Source organism: Francisella marina, assembly GCF_008369785.1.
In the GTDB taxonomy this organism is placed as follows: Bacteria; Pseudomonadota; Gammaproteobacteria; order Francisellales; family Francisellaceae; genus Francisella; species Francisella salimarina.
In genome coordinates, this window is sequence record NZ_CP043552.1 from 966338 (window position 1) to 982719 (window position 16382).

The window sequence follows — 16382 nt, forward strand, 5'->3', positions numbered from 1 at the left end:
ATTAACATATCTATAGACTATGTTATTATTTCGAGAATATATGTACCAATTTTTCCAAAAAATATATTGTGGAGTAAAACCATGGAATATAATTACGACATTATCATTATAGGTAGTGGTCCTGGTGGCGAAGGTGCTGCCATGAAAGCGACTAGAAATGGTCAAAAAGTAGCAATTATCGAAGATGATGCGATTGGTGGCGGTTGTAATAACTGGGGAACAATTCCGAGTAAAACTCTTAGACAACTATCACGTGAAGTTTGGTATAACAAAAAAAACTTTGATTTCCCTGAAATGCTTGACACTACATTCGAAGTAGTATTAAAACAAAGAGAGATCAAAAAAAATCGTTTTGCCAATAATGAAATTGATGTATTTTATGGTTTTGCAAGCTTTCTAGACAAAAACAAAATTAAAATCTCTCGTAAAAATGGTTCTACAGAAATCATAACAGCTAAGAAATTCATACTTTCTACTGGATCTCGTCCATACCAACCTGAAGATATAGATTTTACTCATCCAAGAATTTTAGATAGTGACAAACTTCTTGAGTTAAAAGATAAAAATATCAAGTCAATTACCATATATGGTGCCGGTGTGATCGGTTGTGAGTATGCTTCTATATTGGGCACTCTTGATATTCAAGTAAATCTTATCAATACTAGAGATAAGCTGATGTCATTCCTTGATGATGAGATTATAGAAACTTTAACAAACCATTTCACTGTTAATCAAAAAATCAACCTAATGCATAACGAAACTTACAAGAGTATCAAAGCTAAGGGTGATAAAGTAATTACTACATTAAACTCTGGCAGAATTATAGAGTCTGACTATGTGCTATTTGCTCTTGGGCGTGCCGGTAATACTAATGGTCTAAATCTTGATAAAATTGGAGTTGAATACAGCCCTCAAAGAGGCTTAGTAAATGTAAATGATAACTATCAAACAACTCAACCTAATATATACGCAGTTGGTGATGTTATAGGTTTCCCTTCACTTGCATCATCTGCTTTTAACCAAGGTAGGTTTGCTGCTACTCATATTATTGATGGATCATGCAATGATAAATTAGTCGAAGATATTCCAACAGGTATTTATACAAGACCAGAAATAAGCTGCATAGGCAAAACTGAAGAACAGCTAACAGCAGAAAAAATTCCTTATGAAAGTGGTAGAGCTTACTTCAAAGATCTTGCTCGAGCGCAAATTTCTGGAAGTGAAACTGGTATGTTAAAAATATTATTTCACAAAGAAACACTCGAAATTCTAGGTATTCACTGTTTTGGCCATAGGGTATCTGAAATTATTCATATTGGTCAAGCAATAAAATCTATGCCCGGTAAACATAACAGTATTAGGTATTTCTTAAATACAACATTTAACTACCCTACTATGGCTGAAGCCTATCGTATTGCGGGTATTGATGGTGTTAACAAGCTTAAGCCTAAAAATAAGCAATATGCACCTGAACACAAATAAATATGTATTACGATATATATATAATTTTCATATTTATATTTCTCTTTGGAGCAACTATAGGTAGCTTCCTGAATGTTTTGATATATAGAATACCTAATAAAATATTTGCAGATGAAAAAAACATAGCCCGCGAAATACTTGACCTACCTAAACAAGAGTCGGAACAAAACTTTAGTTTAATCGAACCATCTAGATGCCCAAAATGTCATAATAAACTCAAGTATCGACATAATGTACCTATTTTAGGTTGGTTTATACTTAAAGGTAAATGCTATTTTTGTAAGGAGAATATCTCTTTTGAATACCCTTTAGTAGAGTTTATTACAGCTATGGTATTCATAACTATATTTTATGTATTTGGACTTACTATTCAGGCGATAGCTCTTGCTGGTTTAAGCACATTCTTTATTCCTCTATTTTTTATAGATGCAAAATATCAAATTCTCCCAGACTCACTTACTCTTCCATTAGTATGGATCGGTATTGTTCTCAACTATTATGGTGTATTTACCACACTAGATCAGTCAGTCTGGGGAGCAATTATTGGATACTTATCTCTATGGAGTGTGTTTTGGGTATATAAACTTTTCACAGGTAAAGAAGGTTTTGGCTATGGTGATTTTAAGCTACTAGCTGCTATTGGTGCATGGTTCGGCTACCCTATACTACTTTATACAATTTTTGCCAGTTGTATCTTTGGGATATTTATTGCTATTGGCATTAATCTCATCGCAAAACGTACTAATGTTATACCCTTTGGTCCTGCTATAATTTTAGCGACATTTTTTTATCTTCTAACGAAAGATAATCTCTATATATGGTATAATCACGCTATGCTTATTCAATACTAATTGTTTCAGATGCAAAAAAAATATTTCGCTTCACTTATAGTGTTTGTATTGTTTTTATTAGTGATTATATACTTTTTTAGTACCACTAATCTTAACAGATCACCTTTTAACAACCAACAAGGGCTATATATTGTTGAACATGCCTTCCCACAATACAAAGTAGTAAAGACTTTTGATACAGGTATACACCTTCAAGCTTATATACTAGAAGATAAAAAAGATCCTACAAAACGAACTGTTACTTTCACTAGTGAAAATGGAGATGTTATTGTTAATGGAGAACTTTTAGCATGGGACAGAAATCAAAATAAACTAACAAGTTTAAATCAAATATATGCTAATTATTTCACATCATCTACTCGAGCTAATAACCTTTACTTAGACATTAAGAAATATGCCACATATATTCAGCAAGGTAGTGACAATGCTCCACATAAGTTTTATGCTATAATCGATCCTAATTGTGGTTATTGCTCAAGTTTATTTGATGCATCTCAACCAGCCATTAAATCTGGTGACCTAGCAGTCCGATGGATTCCTTTAGGGAGTCTACACAATAGTGCAGATGTCGTAAATAGTATATTAAACTCAAAAGACCCATTACAAGCATTAATACAGTATCATGATACGAAAGTATATGATAAAAATTTAACTAAATCTCATGAAAAAGCTGAAAATAATATGAAACTATCTACTGAGATCAATGGCTTTCCAACCATTATATATAAAACACCAGAAGGTGCTCTTAAGATATCTGGCGGAAATAAGCTCCCTCTTACCGAGGCAAAAATTGCTGAAAAAGATAATATCAAAAAAGTTAATGAGTTCTTACTATTAACATCTAATAATTTTTAACTTTAAATATGAAAAAGATAATAATTCTAGCAACTACTCTTATTTTCTCAAGTATTGGTTTTTCTACGACTATAGCAAATATTCAAATATCAAATAGTTTACACAATCTAGAAAAACAGTATGGCGGAAAAATTGGTGTATATACAATTAATAGGAACGATAATAGTAACTTCTCCCATAACCAAAGTTTCTATTTTCCCATTTGTAGCACCTATAAGTTTCTTGTCGTTGGTGCCATCCTCAAGCAGAGCATGACAAATAAGGATTTACTCAATGAAAAAATAAAGATTTTATCAAATCAAGTAGTTGGATACTCCCCTATTACGAAAGAACATATCAATCAGACAATGACAGTTAGCCAACTTAGTAGGGCAGCTATTCAAAGTGATAATACAGCCACCAATCTTTTAATAGAGAAACTCGGCGGTTTGAGTAAACTTAATAAGTTTATACTATCGCTACATGATCATGCAACAAAAGTAGCTGGTCTAGAGCCCATAGCCAACCAAGTTAATCTTACCACCAATCAAAACAAGACCACTCCTAAAATAATGGCTAGAGATATTAATAAGCTTGCTTTTAGTAATAATATTCTTGATAAAAAGCATCGACTATTATTTAAAAAATGGCTTTTAGGAAATGATTCCGATGATAATCGTATAGCAGCTGAAATTCCTGATGAGTGGGACGTTGGTAATAAAACAGGTACTTGTGCCTACGGATCAACAAATGATGTTGCAATTATTTGGCCTGATGATGATAGAGCTATAATTATGGCTATTTTTTATACTCAATCACAAGAAAACGCTAAACCAAATAGTAAAATTATAAGAGAAGTTACTAAAATACTTTTGGACAAGTTAGAACAACACAATAAAAGTAAAGATGCCTAAAATAAAAATGATTGTTGGCCTAGGAAATATAGGCAAGGAATATGAAAATACACGCCATAATGTTGGTGAATGGTTTATTGCAAGGATTGCTAAAGATAGTAATGAAAATTTTAGCCTAAATTCTAAACTAAATTGTAATATTGCTAAAGTAAGTATCGATTATAGTAACGTAATATTAGTATTTCCAACTACTTTTATGAACAACAGTGGTTTAGCTGTTAGTAAAGTTGCTAATTTCTATAAAATTGAGCCACAAGAAATACTAGTAATACATGATGAGCTAGATATCGACTCTGGAGAAATTCGCTTAAAAAAAGGTGGTGGACACGGTGGTCATAATGGCTTAAGAAGTATTAATCAACATTTAGGAACCAATGACTATCTTCGCCTAAGAATTGGTATTGGACATCCAGGGCATAAATCAAAGGTATCAAATTATGTACTATCGAATCCTTCTATAGCTCAGAGAAATGATATAGACAAGGCTATTGATAATGGTATATGTGTTTTAGATGATATAATAAACTACAAATTAGAACCTGCTATGCAGAAGCTACATACAAAATAAGACTATAAGGAATAAAATAATGGGATTTAAATGTGGTATTGTCGGTTTACCTAACGTTGGTAAATCAACTCTTTTTAATGCTCTTACAGAAGCTGGGATTGATGCAGAGAACTATCCTTTTTGTACAATTGATCCAAATGTAGGTATTGTTTCTGTACCTGATCAAAGACTTAGTGAGTTGGCAAAAATTGTCAAACCAGAAAGAATACTTCCTACAACTATGGAGTTTGTTGATATTGCTGGTCTTGTTGCAGGTGCAAGCAAAGGTGAAGGGTTAGGAAATAAGTTTTTAGCAAATATTCGTGAAACAGATGCTATAGCACATGTAGTTAGATGTTTTGAAGATGATAACATTATCCATGTAAGTGGAAAAGTTGATCCTATAGATGATATTAATACTATTAATATGGAACTTATTTTAGCTGATATCGAGTCTTGTGATAAAGCTATTCAAAGATTTGCTAAAATGAAAAAGTCTGGTGATAAAGAGGCTTTAGCTAAAGCAGATTTTTATACAAAACTAAAAGAACATTTAGAATCAGAAAAACCAGCCAGAACATTTGAACTAACAGATGATGAGACTAAATGGCTCAAGCAAACTCCTCTATTGACTAGCAAGCCTGTATTATATATTGCTAATGTCAATGACGATGGCTTTGAAAATAATCCATTATTAGATAAAGTTATAGAATATGCTCAAGCTGAGAACTCAAATGTGGTTCCTGTTTGCGCTGCTATGGAGCAAGAGATATCTCAGCTTGAGCCAGATGAAAAACTTGAGTTTTTAGCTGATATGGGGCTTACTGAAACTGGTCTTGATAGAGTAATTAAAGCTGGTTACGCTCTTTTAAATCTTCATACATACCTAACTGCAGGTGTTAAAGAGGTTCGAGCTTGGACAATCCCTGTAGGTGCTACAGCGCCTCAAGCCGCTGGCGTAATTCACACTGACTTTGAGAGAGGATTTATCAGGGCTGAAGTCATCTCGTATGATGATTATATTCAGTATAATGGCGAGAAAGGTGCAAAAGAAGCAGGCAAAGCTCGTCTAGAAGGAAAAGAATATATCATGAAAGATGGCGATGTTGTAAACTTTAGATTCAATGTATAACTAATATCAATATATAATGCCTAAAAAAATAATTAATAACTGCTTAGTTTGGCTATCAGTCGTTAGTATAGTTGGATGTAATACTTCTTTTACCTACCCAAATTATCAACCTAGCGGAACATACTATAATCCAGACTATGATAAAGATGATCTGATTCATGGTTACTTTCAGCAAAGTGTTGAACAGATGGAAACTAGTCCATATACATATCAAGGTCAGTACTATGAAGAAACTGGCTTTACTCAGCCAAGTCCTTTTATGCAGAATATAAACTGGAATAGGATGAACGTTTAATAACAAAAATCTATTTTATATTTCTAGAATGGTAGTTAATTTTATAGAAACTATTTTGTTATCTCTAATATTCGTTATTTCAAGTAAGATATTATTATATTTTATACAACAAGGTCCTTGTGGTAAGTTCTCAATTTCTTCTATTATAAGGCCTGACAAAGTTTTAGCATCTTCACTTTCAAACTCTATCCCTATATGGCGATTTATTTCTCTTAGTGTAGCGCTACCACCTATTAAATAACTATTTTCCTCAAGTTTGCGAATATTATTATTCATATCAAATCTATCAGAGAATTCTCCAACAATTTCTTCCATAATATCTTCTATAGTAACAGTACCACAAACATCACCGTATTCATCAACTACAATAGCAAACCGTTTACTCTTGTATTGAAAATTAACCAACTGAGTCTGTAAAGAGACAGTCTCAGGTATAAAATATGCTTGATGAGCAATTTTACGTAAACTTGCTTTTGTTATTTGTGATCTCTTTGTTGATATCAATAAATTAGTTATTTCTTTAAGCTTTATGACACCAATAACATTATTAACTCCATTTTCACATAAAATAATATTCAACGATTTCATTTTTGCTATTCTAGCCAAAATCTTATCTATAGAATTGCTCAGATCTATATATTCTATTTTATTAAAGTGAGTCATAACCTCTTGGACCAAGACTTTATCAAGCTCTAAGACACCTATAAGCATATTTTTATTTTTAACACCGAGTTTTGCATTTGATTCATTTACAACAGTCTGTATTTCTTCCTTATCCAAAGACTCATTATTTACAGGCTCAATCTTTATACCAAAAAGCTTTAAGGTTAATTTTGAAACCATACTGAGAAAAACTACCGCAGGATATAGCAATACCATTATTATTTTTAGAGGTAATGAAAATGGAAAAGCTAACCTTTGTGGATATACGGCTGCAAAAGACTTTGGGATTATTTCACCAAAAACTAAAACTAAAACTGTAACAACAATTGTTGCTATCAATAAACCAATGTCACCAAAATGATCTTCTGAATATGATGAGATAACTGTTCCAGCGAATATATTCGCAAAAGTATTTCCAATAAGTATCGCAACTAGCAATCTCTCAGGATTACGAACTAAAGACAGACTTCTTTTAGCTGCTCGATGATTCTTTTTTGCCAAATGTTTAAGCTTATATTTATTCAAAGCCATCATAGCTGTTTCTGAGCTCGAAAAAAAAGCTGAAATACCAATAAGAATAAATAAAATAATAATTACTGTGTAAGTACTCATCTAATTAGATAATAATGAAGATAATGCGAAGTCTTATTTTAACATAAGAACTTTGATAATAAAAAAATATAATCAGAAATGATTTGTAGAGAGAAGTATTATACTCTCATGAAGTCAGCGTGAACAAGCTTAACTTTATATGGATGTCTTTGTAGTGCTTTGATGATTACTTTTTCTTCTTGACCATCAATCTCTAAAGTGATTTCACTTGAGAAGAATGCTTTGTCTTCTGTAGAGTGTAAAACTTTATCGTGATCTAATACTATAGATACTGCTTCTTTGTCACCACCATATATAACAGCAGGGATTTTACCCGCTCTTCTTAGACGGCGGCTCGCACCAGATCCTAAATCTTCTCTTTTAGCTGCTTTCAAAACAAAATTTGCCATTGTTAAATTCCTTTATTTTCGTTTAAACAAATATATTAATCTATGCGACCCTAGATTAACTGAGCTATTATAGTCAGCTATAATAATAAATTCAAGATATTAATCAACTAATCCATCTATTCTGAAGATATCGCTCACAGACTCTTCACCATTAGTTTTTTCTACAATTTGTGCAAGTAAAGGAGCTAATGTTATCACCTTTATCTTATTGCATGATTCAGCATGAGGCTTGAGAGGAATTGAATCAGTAACTATAAGTTCTTCAATAGCAGAATTTTCGATATTTTTGATAGCATCACCAGATAACAGAGGATGCACACAAAAGGCAGAAACTTTAGCCGCGCCACCCTTTTCAACTAGTGCTTTTGCAGCTTGACACATTGTCCCACCCGTATCCATAATATCATCAACTAATATACAATGCTTACCTTCAACATCACCAATTATATTCATGACCTCTGCTACATTTGGCTTAGGTCTTCTTTTGTCTACAACTGCAATTTCAACACCTAAATTCTTAGCTACAGATCTAGCTCTCACTACCCCACCCATATCAGGTGAGACTATTTTTATATTTTCGTATTTTTCAGGATTCTTGCGCACATACTCTAGAAATATTTTTGTCGCAAAGGCATTATCAAATGGAATATCAAAAAAACCTTGAATTTGTTCAGCATGAATATCAACGGATAATATTCTATCTAAGCCAACAGCTTGGAGAAGATTAGCCACTACCTTAGCAGATATTGGTACTCTTGCAGATTTAGATCTTCTATCTTGTCTAGCATATCCAAAATATGGCAATACAGCTGTTACTCTCTCCGCTGATGATCTTTTCAAAGCATCTATTAGAAGTATTAGCTCCATCAGGTTATCAGATGGAGGACATGTTGATTGAATAACAAAAACATCTTTACCACGGACATTTTCATTCAATACTACATGTATCTCTCCATCTTTAAATCTATCAACAGTAGCATTACCAAGAGTTGCCCCTAACTCCTTTGCAACCTCACAAGCAAGCTTCTTAGAAGCATTACCACTAAATATCATCAAATCTTCAGACATACCTAAACAACCTTTTAAAAAAATTCACACACCTAACGCATCATAATTCTAATGTTTTTTAAATATTTTAAAAAGCCTAAAAATGAGTTTTTATCTATTATTTTGCTATTTATTAGATACTACGCTCTATTTTGAATTAAGATTGTGTCTTTGTTATACTACCCGTACAACTAAAATCTAACATTTCTAATCTACATTATTTTATGAAATTCAAAATCTTTGATAATACTTTCCAAGCCGGAGAAATGGCTACCTTGGCGATGCCACTACCTAGCCAATATTCATGTGCACCTATGTATTTACCAATTAAGATTCTTAACGGCGTTAAAGAAGGTCCTTGTATACTAATTTTTGGTATGGTTAATGGTGATGAGTTTAATGGTATCGAAATAATTAACTCTGTTCTAGAAAAAACTAATCCTAAAGAGCTACACGGAACAATAATAGCCATTCCAGTGTTAAATGTCTTTGGTCTAGTACATGCTGCCAAACACAACCCAACGCTCGAACAAGCCTTCCCCGGTGATGAATCTGGTTCATACATGCATCGTTATGCATATAGAATAACTCAAGAAATAATCAAAAAAACTGACTATTCTGTACAAATTAAGACAGGTGCATTAAATCATGAAATACTGCCACAAGTATATTTTAATGCGGAAGATGAAGAGTCTGTCAAAATGGCTAGAGCCTTTCAAGCACCGGTTATTACTGCTGTAAATATGAATCGTTCTAGTATTCGTAAAATCCACCAAGATCTAGATATACCGTTTATATGCTATGAAGCTGGAGAAGCTAATAAATTTGGTGAAGAGGCTATAAATGTTGGTACAGCAGGTATTCAAAATGTAATGCGCAAAATTAATCTGCTAAAAGACCAGGATTTTATCCAGCAAGTTAAGCCTCTTGTTTCAGAAGATACCGAATGGACGATATCTGATAAACCAGGAATTTTAAGAACGGAAATAGAACTTGGCACAAGAGTTAAAGAAGATCAAAAGATTGGTAAACTAATAGACCCTTTTGGCAATGATGATAGTGTTAGCTTAAAGTCTCCTATCGATGGAATTATATTAGGTATTAACAACTATCCTATGATTAAAGAAGGCGATTTAGTATTTAAAGTTTCTTCATTTCAAGATGATGAAAAAGCAGAAGCAAAAATAGAAGATTGGGAAGAAATAGCAAAAGAAAGTTTTAGCGATGAATAATAAATTATCTTTTTTAGCAATCACTATATGGCTTACTTGTGCTGTATTTTTTATGTACGAGTTCTTATTGAGAACTATACTAGGTACATTCGAACATCAAATAATATCCGACCTTGACTTAAGCATACTAACTTTTAGTATTCTTAGTTCTACGGCTTATCAGCTTACATATGGAATCATGCAAATTCCCGTAGGTATTATCACAGATAAGCTTGGGCTAAAAAAAGCTCTAACTCTTGCAATATTAGTATGTGCTCTAGGTGTTGGGCTATTCGCTTTATCAAGTAGCTTTGCAGCTGCTTTAATTTATAGGATTATGATAGGTTTTGGAGCATCTTTTGGCTTTCTTTGTTTATTAATTGCTGTATATGATTGGCTTCCACATAAACATATTGGTTTGTTTATAGGTCTTTCTCAATTTATCGGAGTACTAGGTCCAATGATCGCAGCAGGCCCGCTAGAGTCTTTGTCACAAGCTGGAGGTGTAGACTGGCGTTATGTATTTATTGCTCTAGCAATAATAGGAATTATTTTAGCTGGAGTAACCATAGTTTTAGTAAAAAATAATGATCAATCTGGCGACTCTAGTAAAAATAGATTTATTATTCTAAATACTCCAACATCTGTGATGAAAGAGATTCAAAGTATATTCTCCAATAAACAAATTTGGTTAATTGCTATTTTTTCAGCTACTACATACTTAGCTATAGAATATCTTTCTGAAAATGCTACAAAAAGCTTTTTATCTTTAAATGGCTTTGATGCTAAATTTAGTTCTTATTTGATCACCTTAGCATGGTTAGGCTATGGTATTGGCTGTCCTAGTCTTGGTGCAATATCTGATCGTATAAAAAGAAGAAAGCCCGTTATGATTTTTGCTATCTGCTTGACTTTTGTTTCGTTAGCTACAATTATTTTCTTCCCAATAAATCAAACAATATTATATTTATCATTTATCTGCTTAGGCTTAGGGGCGAGTGGGCAGAGTATAGGATTCGCAATTATTGCTGAACAATCTAGTTCTGGATGTAGAGCGGCAGCATTGGGAGTTAATAACTTTCTTATCATGCTATCAGTAGGAGTTGGTTCGCCTATTATTAGTGAAGTCTTTGACTTATTTTCTAATCAAGGAAAAAACCCATCTGTAGTTAGCTACCAGACTAGTTTAAGTTTACTGTTGGTATTTACTGCCTTAGGTATTTTAATAAGTATATTTTTTATTAAAGAAACATTCTGTCGCTCTAAGAAAGAAGTAATATTTGTAGACATGAAATAAGATATTTTTAAAACTTGCTTAGCTTATCTAAACTAATCTCTCGCATTCTATATTTTTCTATAACCAATGAGAATATTATTAAAGTACTTATAAATAAAGGTACAATAAGATATAAAAACGCCCTATCAAAAACATTTATATCTACCTGTCCAGTTAACGGTCCTCCATTAAGATATACACTAATATAACTAATTAAGTATTGAAATATTGCTCCGCATAACCCTATGACCATATTAACAATAGCTAGAGCTGTTGCTTTAATCTGTGCGGGAAATATTTCTTCCACTACCGAAAAAGCTAAAAGCATACTAGAAACCGAGAATCCTATTATAAAGAATATAATATATAGGTAGCTAACTGTAATGGAACTTGCAAATATAATTACAGACGAAAATGCTAATAAAGTAATTAAATTACAAATTAACATCCATATTCTCTTTTCACCAAATAGACTAGCAATAAAACCATGCGATGGCCCACCAACTGCTATACCTACGAACATCATTACACTTATTTGTGCTGCTGTGTGCTGTGATAGATTATAGGCTTGCTCTAAAAATAAAACATCATACAGCTCTGAAAACGAATTAACAACAATACCAACCATTAATCCTGCATAAATTGCTAATAACCACAGTTTCTTGTTTAGAAGCAATTTTAAGCTTTGTGTGAAACTTAAATACTTAAAATTCTTAGTTGAATTTTCAATGTTTATTGATGATTTTAAGAATACAATAATTATTATGCTCCAAAAAATACCAAAATAGCCTATTAAGGCTAAAGCTGATTGCCAACCATGAAGGATCACTAAATGATTTAATAATACTTGACCAAATATACCACCTAGTACCCCGATTGTATTAGTTAGACCAACAGCAATAGGAAACACCCTCTCTGGCAAAACATCAGCAGCTACTTTTAATGTACCTATAAAGGCTACTGCAGATCCTATCGCAATAAGAACTCTACCTATTAGCATTGTGCTTAGATTTGGATCATATACAAATAATAGAATCCCCAGACTCATAACTAAACAAGATATTGATAACATTATCCTAGAACCAAACCGGTCTAATAGAATACCTGCAGGAACTTGAGATATTGCATAAATAGGAAAATATATACTCATCACATAAGCAATATCTTCTATACCCACTCCCATTCCAATAGATATTGGTTTGATTAAAACACTTGGTGCAGTATGCTGAAAATAGTCTAATCCATAGAAAATCGCCGCAACAATCCAAATCCCCCACCCCACTAGTAGACTATATTTATGAGTCTTCATTAGCCAATAGATATTATTATTTAACCATAACTTATAGGATATAGAAAAAAGCTCTGTTTTGCGATTAAATATCAAAACTTTTATGTTACTTGTAAAGCTTATTAATACAGTTTTTTACGCCATTAAGATATACAAATTTAAAATCCATAAAATTAATAATATACTGTTACATAAAATACAAATACCAATTTAGTAACATGACCTTAAACAATGAGCTTTTTTTGAACACTATAGATACAGCAATTATGGCTATCTTTATAACTATAATTGCTACAGTAGTATTTCACATATTGAAAAAACGTAAGACCTCTGAAAAACAAATTAGTAAGCTAAAATCTCGTACAATATACATAAGCATAATTATTTTTTCTCTTATAATAATAAAAATATGGCTTGGTGGAATCACTAATTTACTTACAATGTTAAGCTTAGTAGCTGCTGGTCTTATAATCGTTAATAAAGAAACTGTTATGAATCTAGTAGGTTGGATAATTATTAACTGGAGAAGCCTATTTTCTGAGGGCGACTATATACAAATCATGGGGTATCATGGCTGTGTTACTGAAATAAAACTATTTTATTTCAGAATGTATGAGACAGTCGAACATGGAGATAAAAAAACTACCGGAAAACTATTAAAATTCCCTAATTCAATAATTATAACAAATGTTATATCTACTTTTACCAGTGAAGAGAATATTTCCTTAAATAAAATTCCTTTTTTGATAAGTACTGATAGTGATATTTTAAAAATTAGAGATTCTCTAGACTTAACTATCCGAGCAATAATTTCTGAGAAGTATTTGTTTAACGAAACTTTTACTCAAAGTAATTTAGTCACTAAGCATAAACTTAGGCAATATGGCATTAATGATTTCGCACCATATATTGAGATTAAAACTCTATCAGACAAAACAGATACCCTAAATATACAAGCTTATTTCTACTGTTTCTCGGACGATAAAAAAGAAATAGAACAACTATATCTAAACGAATTAGTAAAAATAATCAAACTTAACACTTCTTTTTAATAGTCTTATTAATAAACAAATTAACTCCACTAATCCATAATGGACTAAATAGTAGCGATAAAGATATAAGAGTAATACAATACTGATAAAGCGAATTTGTCAGAATTCCAGAAACATAACCCATAGAAATAAGTACAAAACTAAACTCTCCAATCTGTGATAACATTGCACCACCAATTAAAGCCTCATCAAGCCTTTGTCTAAGGGCCTTAAAAATCAGGGCATTTATTGTAGTATTGAGCATATATGTTATCAAAAGAAGAGAAATAAAAAGTTCAATATGATTCCAAAATAAATTCAAATCAATAAGCATACCAATAGATATAAAAAACAATGCCATAAAAATTGTTTTAACTGTTGATAAACTGTGGCCTACCCATTCTGTTTCTTCAACAGTTGACACAATCATCCCACCAATAAATGCTCCTAAAGCGGAAGATAATGCTAAAGATTCGGTAAATGCAGCCATCCCAAAGCAAATAACTAAAGCGGCAAAAACTCGCATTTCTTCATCTTTACCCAGAACACTAATAAATGGTATTTTTAGATTCTTTTTAATCGCCATAAAGGTGGCTATTGATATAACAAATACACCACCTAAAATTTGTATTAATATCTGACTGATAGACGGTTCTTCCCCACCAATTGTTCTCAATATTATCAACATTGGAACAACTGCTAAATCTTGAATAAGCAACACTCCAAGTACATTTTGTCCCAAACGAGTTTTCATGCTGCCACTATCATTAAGTAGTTTAAGAACAACTGCTGTACTACTTAAACTAATCACAGCACCAAATAATAATATCTTTGCCAAGCTCCACTCTAAAACCATACCTACAATAGACACAATGAAACTGGTTATTACTATCTGAAGTATTGTACCTATAGTTGGAACTTTCCAATTTTCAGCAAATTTTCTAGGAGAAACTTCCATACCCGCAAAGAATAACAATAGTATTACACCAATTTCACCAAGTTGAGCAAGATTTTCTTGATCTTGAATTAGTTCTAAACCGTATGGTCCTAGCAAAATTCCTGTTAGTAGATATGCTACCACATACGGCTGCTTTAATTTTTTCAAAGTAATTGTTACTATCAAAATTCCAAGCATTACTAGAACAAAAACAAGTATAGAAGGATGGTTGTGCATATCATAAAATAGTAAAAATAATTACCTATATAATACTTGAAACAGTGGATAAATTACACTGGAATAATTAACTTTTCTTAAAAGTATAGATAATCTAATTTTTAATATATAGCCTTAGAAAATCAATTAAATAATTACAAAGCACATACTAAAAAATAATTTTTTTTAAATTTTGTATTTACAAATAAATATTATGAATTATAATACACGAAATATAATACATATATTTAATTTCATATTTAGAGAGAGGAGAAAAATATGACTAGTTTAGATATAGATAACGCACTAGCTAAATGGAAAGATGGACTTCTAAAGATTTCTAGGACTTATAGAGAAGGAGGAGACTATAAGAAACTAGCTCACAACTTTATCAAAAATATGTATGCTTATGATAATAGTGACGTTCTTTTTAAGCCCACTCTTGCTTCTAAACAAATGTTTAGAGGTGACTTAGATGGTGCAGTATCTTATTTTGTGGCTGGTAATGATAAATACCCAGAAGATAATGGTTTTGCTATTGGTCCATGGGCTGACTTACAGTTTGAAAATACTGGCTATATTGTTGAAGATAATATAGGTATAGTCATGGGTAATAAACACCTAACTCAAACTGATGGCACAAAGGTAATAGCTAATTACACCATGGGCTTCAAACCAAATGCTAATGGGGAGTTGCAAATTGTGCTTCACCATTCATCTTTGCCATATTCTCCAGTATAATTAACTAATTGATAATCTAAAGTATAGATAATGGCTACTAAGAAACAACAAAGTTGGACTTTTCTGACTAACCATTCACACGTGTTATGTCTCATTAATAGTAACCCAAACATAACTATTAGAGATATGGCTATCAAGGTTGGGATCACTGAAAGAGCAGTCCTAAATATTCTAAGTGACCTAACCGAGACAGCCTATTTAAAAGTAAAAAAAGTTGGCAGAAATAACCATTACAGTATCAATAAAGACAAAAACCTTCGCCATCCTATCGAAAATCATTGCACTATTGATGATTTTCTGAAGCCTTTATCAAAAAAAATTTCTTAATATTATTTAACTCCACTAATTCTATCTGGAAAGTATCTTTGTAAAATGTAGTGCAAAATACCCATTAGAGCATGAGCATAGATATATATCTCAACAGGATCAACTAGTGTTTTATGAATAGCTTTTAAACTATCAATATATGCTGACTGATAGTTCCAAGCTGTGAACCAAAAAAATCCTGTAACCCATGCCAGAGTTAAAGCTAATAAACCTAAACCTTGGACTATGGCAGCAAGACTACCACTACGAGCATTAGGTAATTTAAACTTTCTTAACTCTAGTAGATCTTCTTTAAGCGCTGAGAAATCACCATACAAATAGGGAAAATAGTATCTCATACCTCTTTTGTCTAATGACATAATAAGTAATAGTACGCTTAACACAGCTAACCCTAGCCCACTAAGCATATGAATATATGCCCATGAATTGAGTCCATATTTAGTATGCACAAAATTACTATTTATAATCTGAAATAAAACAGCAATACCTACTACAATATGTAAAATACGATAATTCTTGTCTTGTGACTGACCAAGATACTGCCAAAAAGACTTTATAAAAAAATATTCTTTAAAAATCTTCATTTTCC

Annotated in this window: 18 protein-coding genes; 12 read left to right on the plus strand and 6 right to left on the minus strand. The window is 32.1% G+C overall.

The window, feature by feature from the left end; translation table 11 throughout:
• The first annotated feature begins 81 nt into the window (after window positions 1-81).
• The 7 genes from sthA to F0R75_RS04845 are packed head-to-tail and all read left to right on the plus strand — an operon-like array spanning window position 82 to window position 6055.
• Window positions 82-1482 (plus strand): Si-specific NAD(P)(+) transhydrogenase, encoded by a 1401-nt coding sequence (gene sthA / locus F0R75_RS04815; protein WP_179951662.1) that lies wholly within the window; start codon window positions 82-84, stop codon window positions 1480-1482.
• Between the two features lie 2 nt (window positions 1483-1484).
• Window positions 1485-2333, plus strand: coding sequence for a prepilin peptidase (locus F0R75_RS04820; protein ID WP_149368130.1), 849 nt, complete (start codon window positions 1485-1487; stop codon window positions 2331-2333).
• A gap of 9 nt (window positions 2334-2342) precedes the next feature.
• Complete coding sequence (locus F0R75_RS04825; RefSeq protein WP_146421241.1) at window positions 2343-3188, plus strand: DsbC family protein; 846 nt, start codon at window positions 2343-2345, stop codon at window positions 3186-3188.
• Between the two features lie 8 nt (window positions 3189-3196).
• On the plus strand, window positions 3197-4081 hold the full coding sequence (gene bla, locus F0R75_RS04830; RefSeq protein WP_149368129.1) for a class A beta-lactamase: 885 nt from the start codon (window positions 3197-3199) through the stop codon (window positions 4079-4081).
• Entirely contained in the window at window positions 4074-4649 is a 576-nt protein-coding gene (pth, locus tag F0R75_RS04835) for an aminoacyl-tRNA hydrolase (protein WP_149368128.1), read from the plus strand. The genes bla and pth overlap by 8 nt, the downstream gene beginning before the upstream one ends.
• Window positions 4650-4668: 19 nt before the next feature.
• On the plus strand, window positions 4669-5760 hold the full coding sequence (ychF, locus tag F0R75_RS04840) for a redox-regulated ATPase YchF (protein WP_149368127.1): 1092 nt from the start codon (window positions 4669-4671) through the stop codon (window positions 5758-5760).
• A 16-nt stretch (window positions 5761-5776) separates the two neighbouring features.
• Window positions 5777-6055 (plus strand): hypothetical protein, encoded by a 279-nt coding sequence (locus F0R75_RS04845; protein WP_013923298.1) that lies wholly within the window; start codon window positions 5777-5779, stop codon window positions 6053-6055.
• A gap of 15 nt (window positions 6056-6070) precedes the next feature.
• Here the strand turns inward: F0R75_RS04845 and F0R75_RS04850 are convergent, their stop codons facing one another.
• The 3 genes from F0R75_RS04850 to F0R75_RS04860 form a co-directional block, all read right to left on the minus strand.
• Window positions 6071-7330 (minus strand): HlyC/CorC family transporter, encoded by a 1260-nt coding sequence (locus tag F0R75_RS04850; RefSeq protein ID WP_149368126.1) that lies wholly within the window; start codon window positions 7328-7330, stop codon window positions 6071-6073.
• 98 nt (window positions 7331-7428) lie between these two features.
• A complete protein-coding gene (rplY, locus tag F0R75_RS04855) occupies window positions 7429-7719 on the minus strand; it encodes a 50S ribosomal protein L25 (RefSeq protein ID WP_013923300.1) in 291 nt (96 codons plus the stop codon).
• 99 nt (window positions 7720-7818) lie between these two features.
• On the minus strand, window positions 7819-8787 hold the full coding sequence (locus F0R75_RS04860) for a ribose-phosphate pyrophosphokinase (protein ID WP_149368125.1): 969 nt from the start codon (window positions 8785-8787) through the stop codon (window positions 7819-7821).
• A gap of 203 nt (window positions 8788-8990) precedes the next feature.
• Between F0R75_RS04860 and F0R75_RS04865 the strand changes: the two genes are divergently transcribed.
• A complete protein-coding gene (locus tag F0R75_RS04865; RefSeq protein ID WP_013923302.1) occupies window positions 8991-9998 on the plus strand; it encodes a succinylglutamate desuccinylase/aspartoacylase family protein in 1008 nt (335 codons plus the stop codon).
• The gene (locus F0R75_RS04870; RefSeq protein ID WP_146421238.1) at window positions 9991-11274 is read left to right on the plus strand and encodes an MFS transporter; all 1284 of its coding nucleotides are present in this window, start codon (window positions 9991-9993) and stop codon (window positions 11272-11274) included. The genes F0R75_RS04865 and F0R75_RS04870 overlap by 8 nt, the downstream gene beginning before the upstream one ends.
• A gap of 7 nt (window positions 11275-11281) precedes the next feature.
• Here F0R75_RS04870 and F0R75_RS04875 read toward each other — a convergent pair whose 3' ends face one another.
• Window positions 11282-12562 carry an MFS transporter gene (locus F0R75_RS04875; protein ID WP_146421237.1) on the minus strand — a complete coding sequence of 427 codons (1281 nt, stop codon included), beginning with the start codon at window positions 12560-12562 and terminating at the stop codon, window positions 11282-11284.
• A gap of 197 nt (window positions 12563-12759) precedes the next feature.
• Here F0R75_RS04875 and F0R75_RS04880 point away from each other — a divergent pair, with 197 nt between their 5' ends.
• Window positions 12760-13593: a mechanosensitive ion channel domain-containing protein gene (locus F0R75_RS04880; protein WP_146421236.1), complete on the plus strand. Its 834-nt coding sequence runs from the start codon at window positions 12760-12762 to the stop codon at window positions 13591-13593.
• On the opposite strand, the gene F0R75_RS04885 is transcribed toward F0R75_RS04880, so the two are convergent.
• Entirely contained in the window at window positions 13577-14746 is a 1170-nt protein-coding gene (locus F0R75_RS04885) for a cation:proton antiporter (protein ID WP_146421235.1), read from the minus strand. The two genes, F0R75_RS04880 and F0R75_RS04885, sit on opposite strands and share 17 nt — an antisense overlap.
• A 258-nt stretch (window positions 14747-15004) precedes the next feature.
• Between F0R75_RS04885 and F0R75_RS04890 the strand changes: the two genes are divergently transcribed.
• Together F0R75_RS04890 and F0R75_RS04895 are read left to right on the plus strand one after the other, a co-directional pair.
• A complete protein-coding gene (locus F0R75_RS04890; RefSeq protein WP_146421234.1) occupies window positions 15005-15466 on the plus strand; it encodes a phosphoribosyl-AMP cyclohydrolase in 462 nt (153 codons plus the stop codon).
• A 30-nt stretch (window positions 15467-15496) separates the two neighbouring features.
• Window positions 15497-15793 (plus strand): helix-turn-helix transcriptional regulator, encoded by a 297-nt coding sequence (locus F0R75_RS04895; protein ID WP_041263787.1) that lies wholly within the window; start codon window positions 15497-15499, stop codon window positions 15791-15793.
• Window positions 15794-15795: 2 nt separating this feature from the next.
• Here F0R75_RS04895 and F0R75_RS04900 read toward each other — a convergent pair whose 3' ends face one another.
• Window positions 15796-16377 (minus strand): cytochrome b/b6 domain-containing protein, encoded by a 582-nt coding sequence (locus F0R75_RS04900; RefSeq protein WP_149368124.1) that lies wholly within the window; start codon window positions 16375-16377, stop codon window positions 15796-15798.
• Between the last annotated feature and the right edge of the window lie 5 nt (window positions 16378-16382).

Excerpts from the sequence above, each read along its gene's own strand:
- F0R75_RS04890 (WP_146421234.1), top strand. The coding sequence starts at position 15,005 with ATGACTAGTTTAGATATAGATAACGCACTAGCTAAATGGAAAGATGGA.
- pth (WP_149368128.1), top strand. The coding sequence starts at position 4,074 with ATGCCTAAAATAAAAATGATTGTTGGCCTAGGAAATATAGGCAAGGAA.
- bla (WP_149368129.1), top strand. The coding sequence starts at position 3,197 with ATGAAAAAGATAATAATTCTAGCAACTACTCTTATTTTCTCAAGTATT.
- F0R75_RS04900 (WP_149368124.1), bottom strand. The coding sequence starts at position 16,377 with ATGAAGATTTTTAAAGAATATTTTTTTATAAAGTCTTTTTGGCAGTAT.
- F0R75_RS04895 (WP_041263787.1), top strand. The coding sequence starts at position 15,497 with ATGGCTACTAAGAAACAACAAAGTTGGACTTTTCTGACTAACCATTCA.
- F0R75_RS04850 (WP_149368126.1), bottom strand. The coding sequence starts at position 7,330 with ATGAGTACTTACACAGTAATTATTATTTTATTTATTCTTATTGGTATT.
- sthA (WP_179951662.1), top strand. The coding sequence starts at position 82 with ATGGAATATAATTACGACATTATCATTATAGGTAGTGGTCCTGGTGGC.
- F0R75_RS04860 (WP_149368125.1), bottom strand. The coding sequence starts at position 8,787 with ATGTCTGAAGATTTGATGATATTTAGTGGTAATGCTTCTAAGAAGCTT.
- F0R75_RS04820 (WP_149368130.1), top strand. The coding sequence starts at position 1,485 with ATGTATTACGATATATATATAATTTTCATATTTATATTTCTCTTTGGA.
- rplY (WP_013923300.1), bottom strand. The coding sequence starts at position 7,719 with ATGGCAAATTTTGTTTTGAAAGCAGCTAAAAGAGAAGATTTAGGATCT.
- F0R75_RS04845 (WP_013923298.1), top strand. The coding sequence starts at position 5,777 with ATGCCTAAAAAAATAATTAATAACTGCTTAGTTTGGCTATCAGTCGTT.
- ychF (WP_149368127.1), top strand. The coding sequence starts at position 4,669 with ATGGGATTTAAATGTGGTATTGTCGGTTTACCTAACGTTGGTAAATCA.
- F0R75_RS04865 (WP_013923302.1), top strand. The coding sequence starts at position 8,991 with ATGAAATTCAAAATCTTTGATAATACTTTCCAAGCCGGAGAAATGGCT.
- F0R75_RS04885 (WP_146421235.1), bottom strand. The coding sequence starts at position 14,746 with ATGCACAACCATCCTTCTATACTTGTTTTTGTTCTAGTAATGCTTGGA.
- F0R75_RS04880 (WP_146421236.1), top strand. The coding sequence starts at position 12,760 with ATGACCTTAAACAATGAGCTTTTTTTGAACACTATAGATACAGCAATT.
- F0R75_RS04825 (WP_146421241.1), top strand. The coding sequence starts at position 2,343 with ATGCAAAAAAAATATTTCGCTTCACTTATAGTGTTTGTATTGTTTTTA.
- F0R75_RS04875 (WP_146421237.1), bottom strand. The coding sequence starts at position 12,562 with ATGAAGACTCATAAATATAGTCTACTAGTGGGGTGGGGGATTTGGATT.
- F0R75_RS04870 (WP_146421238.1), top strand. The coding sequence starts at position 9,991 with ATGAATAATAAATTATCTTTTTTAGCAATCACTATATGGCTTACTTGT.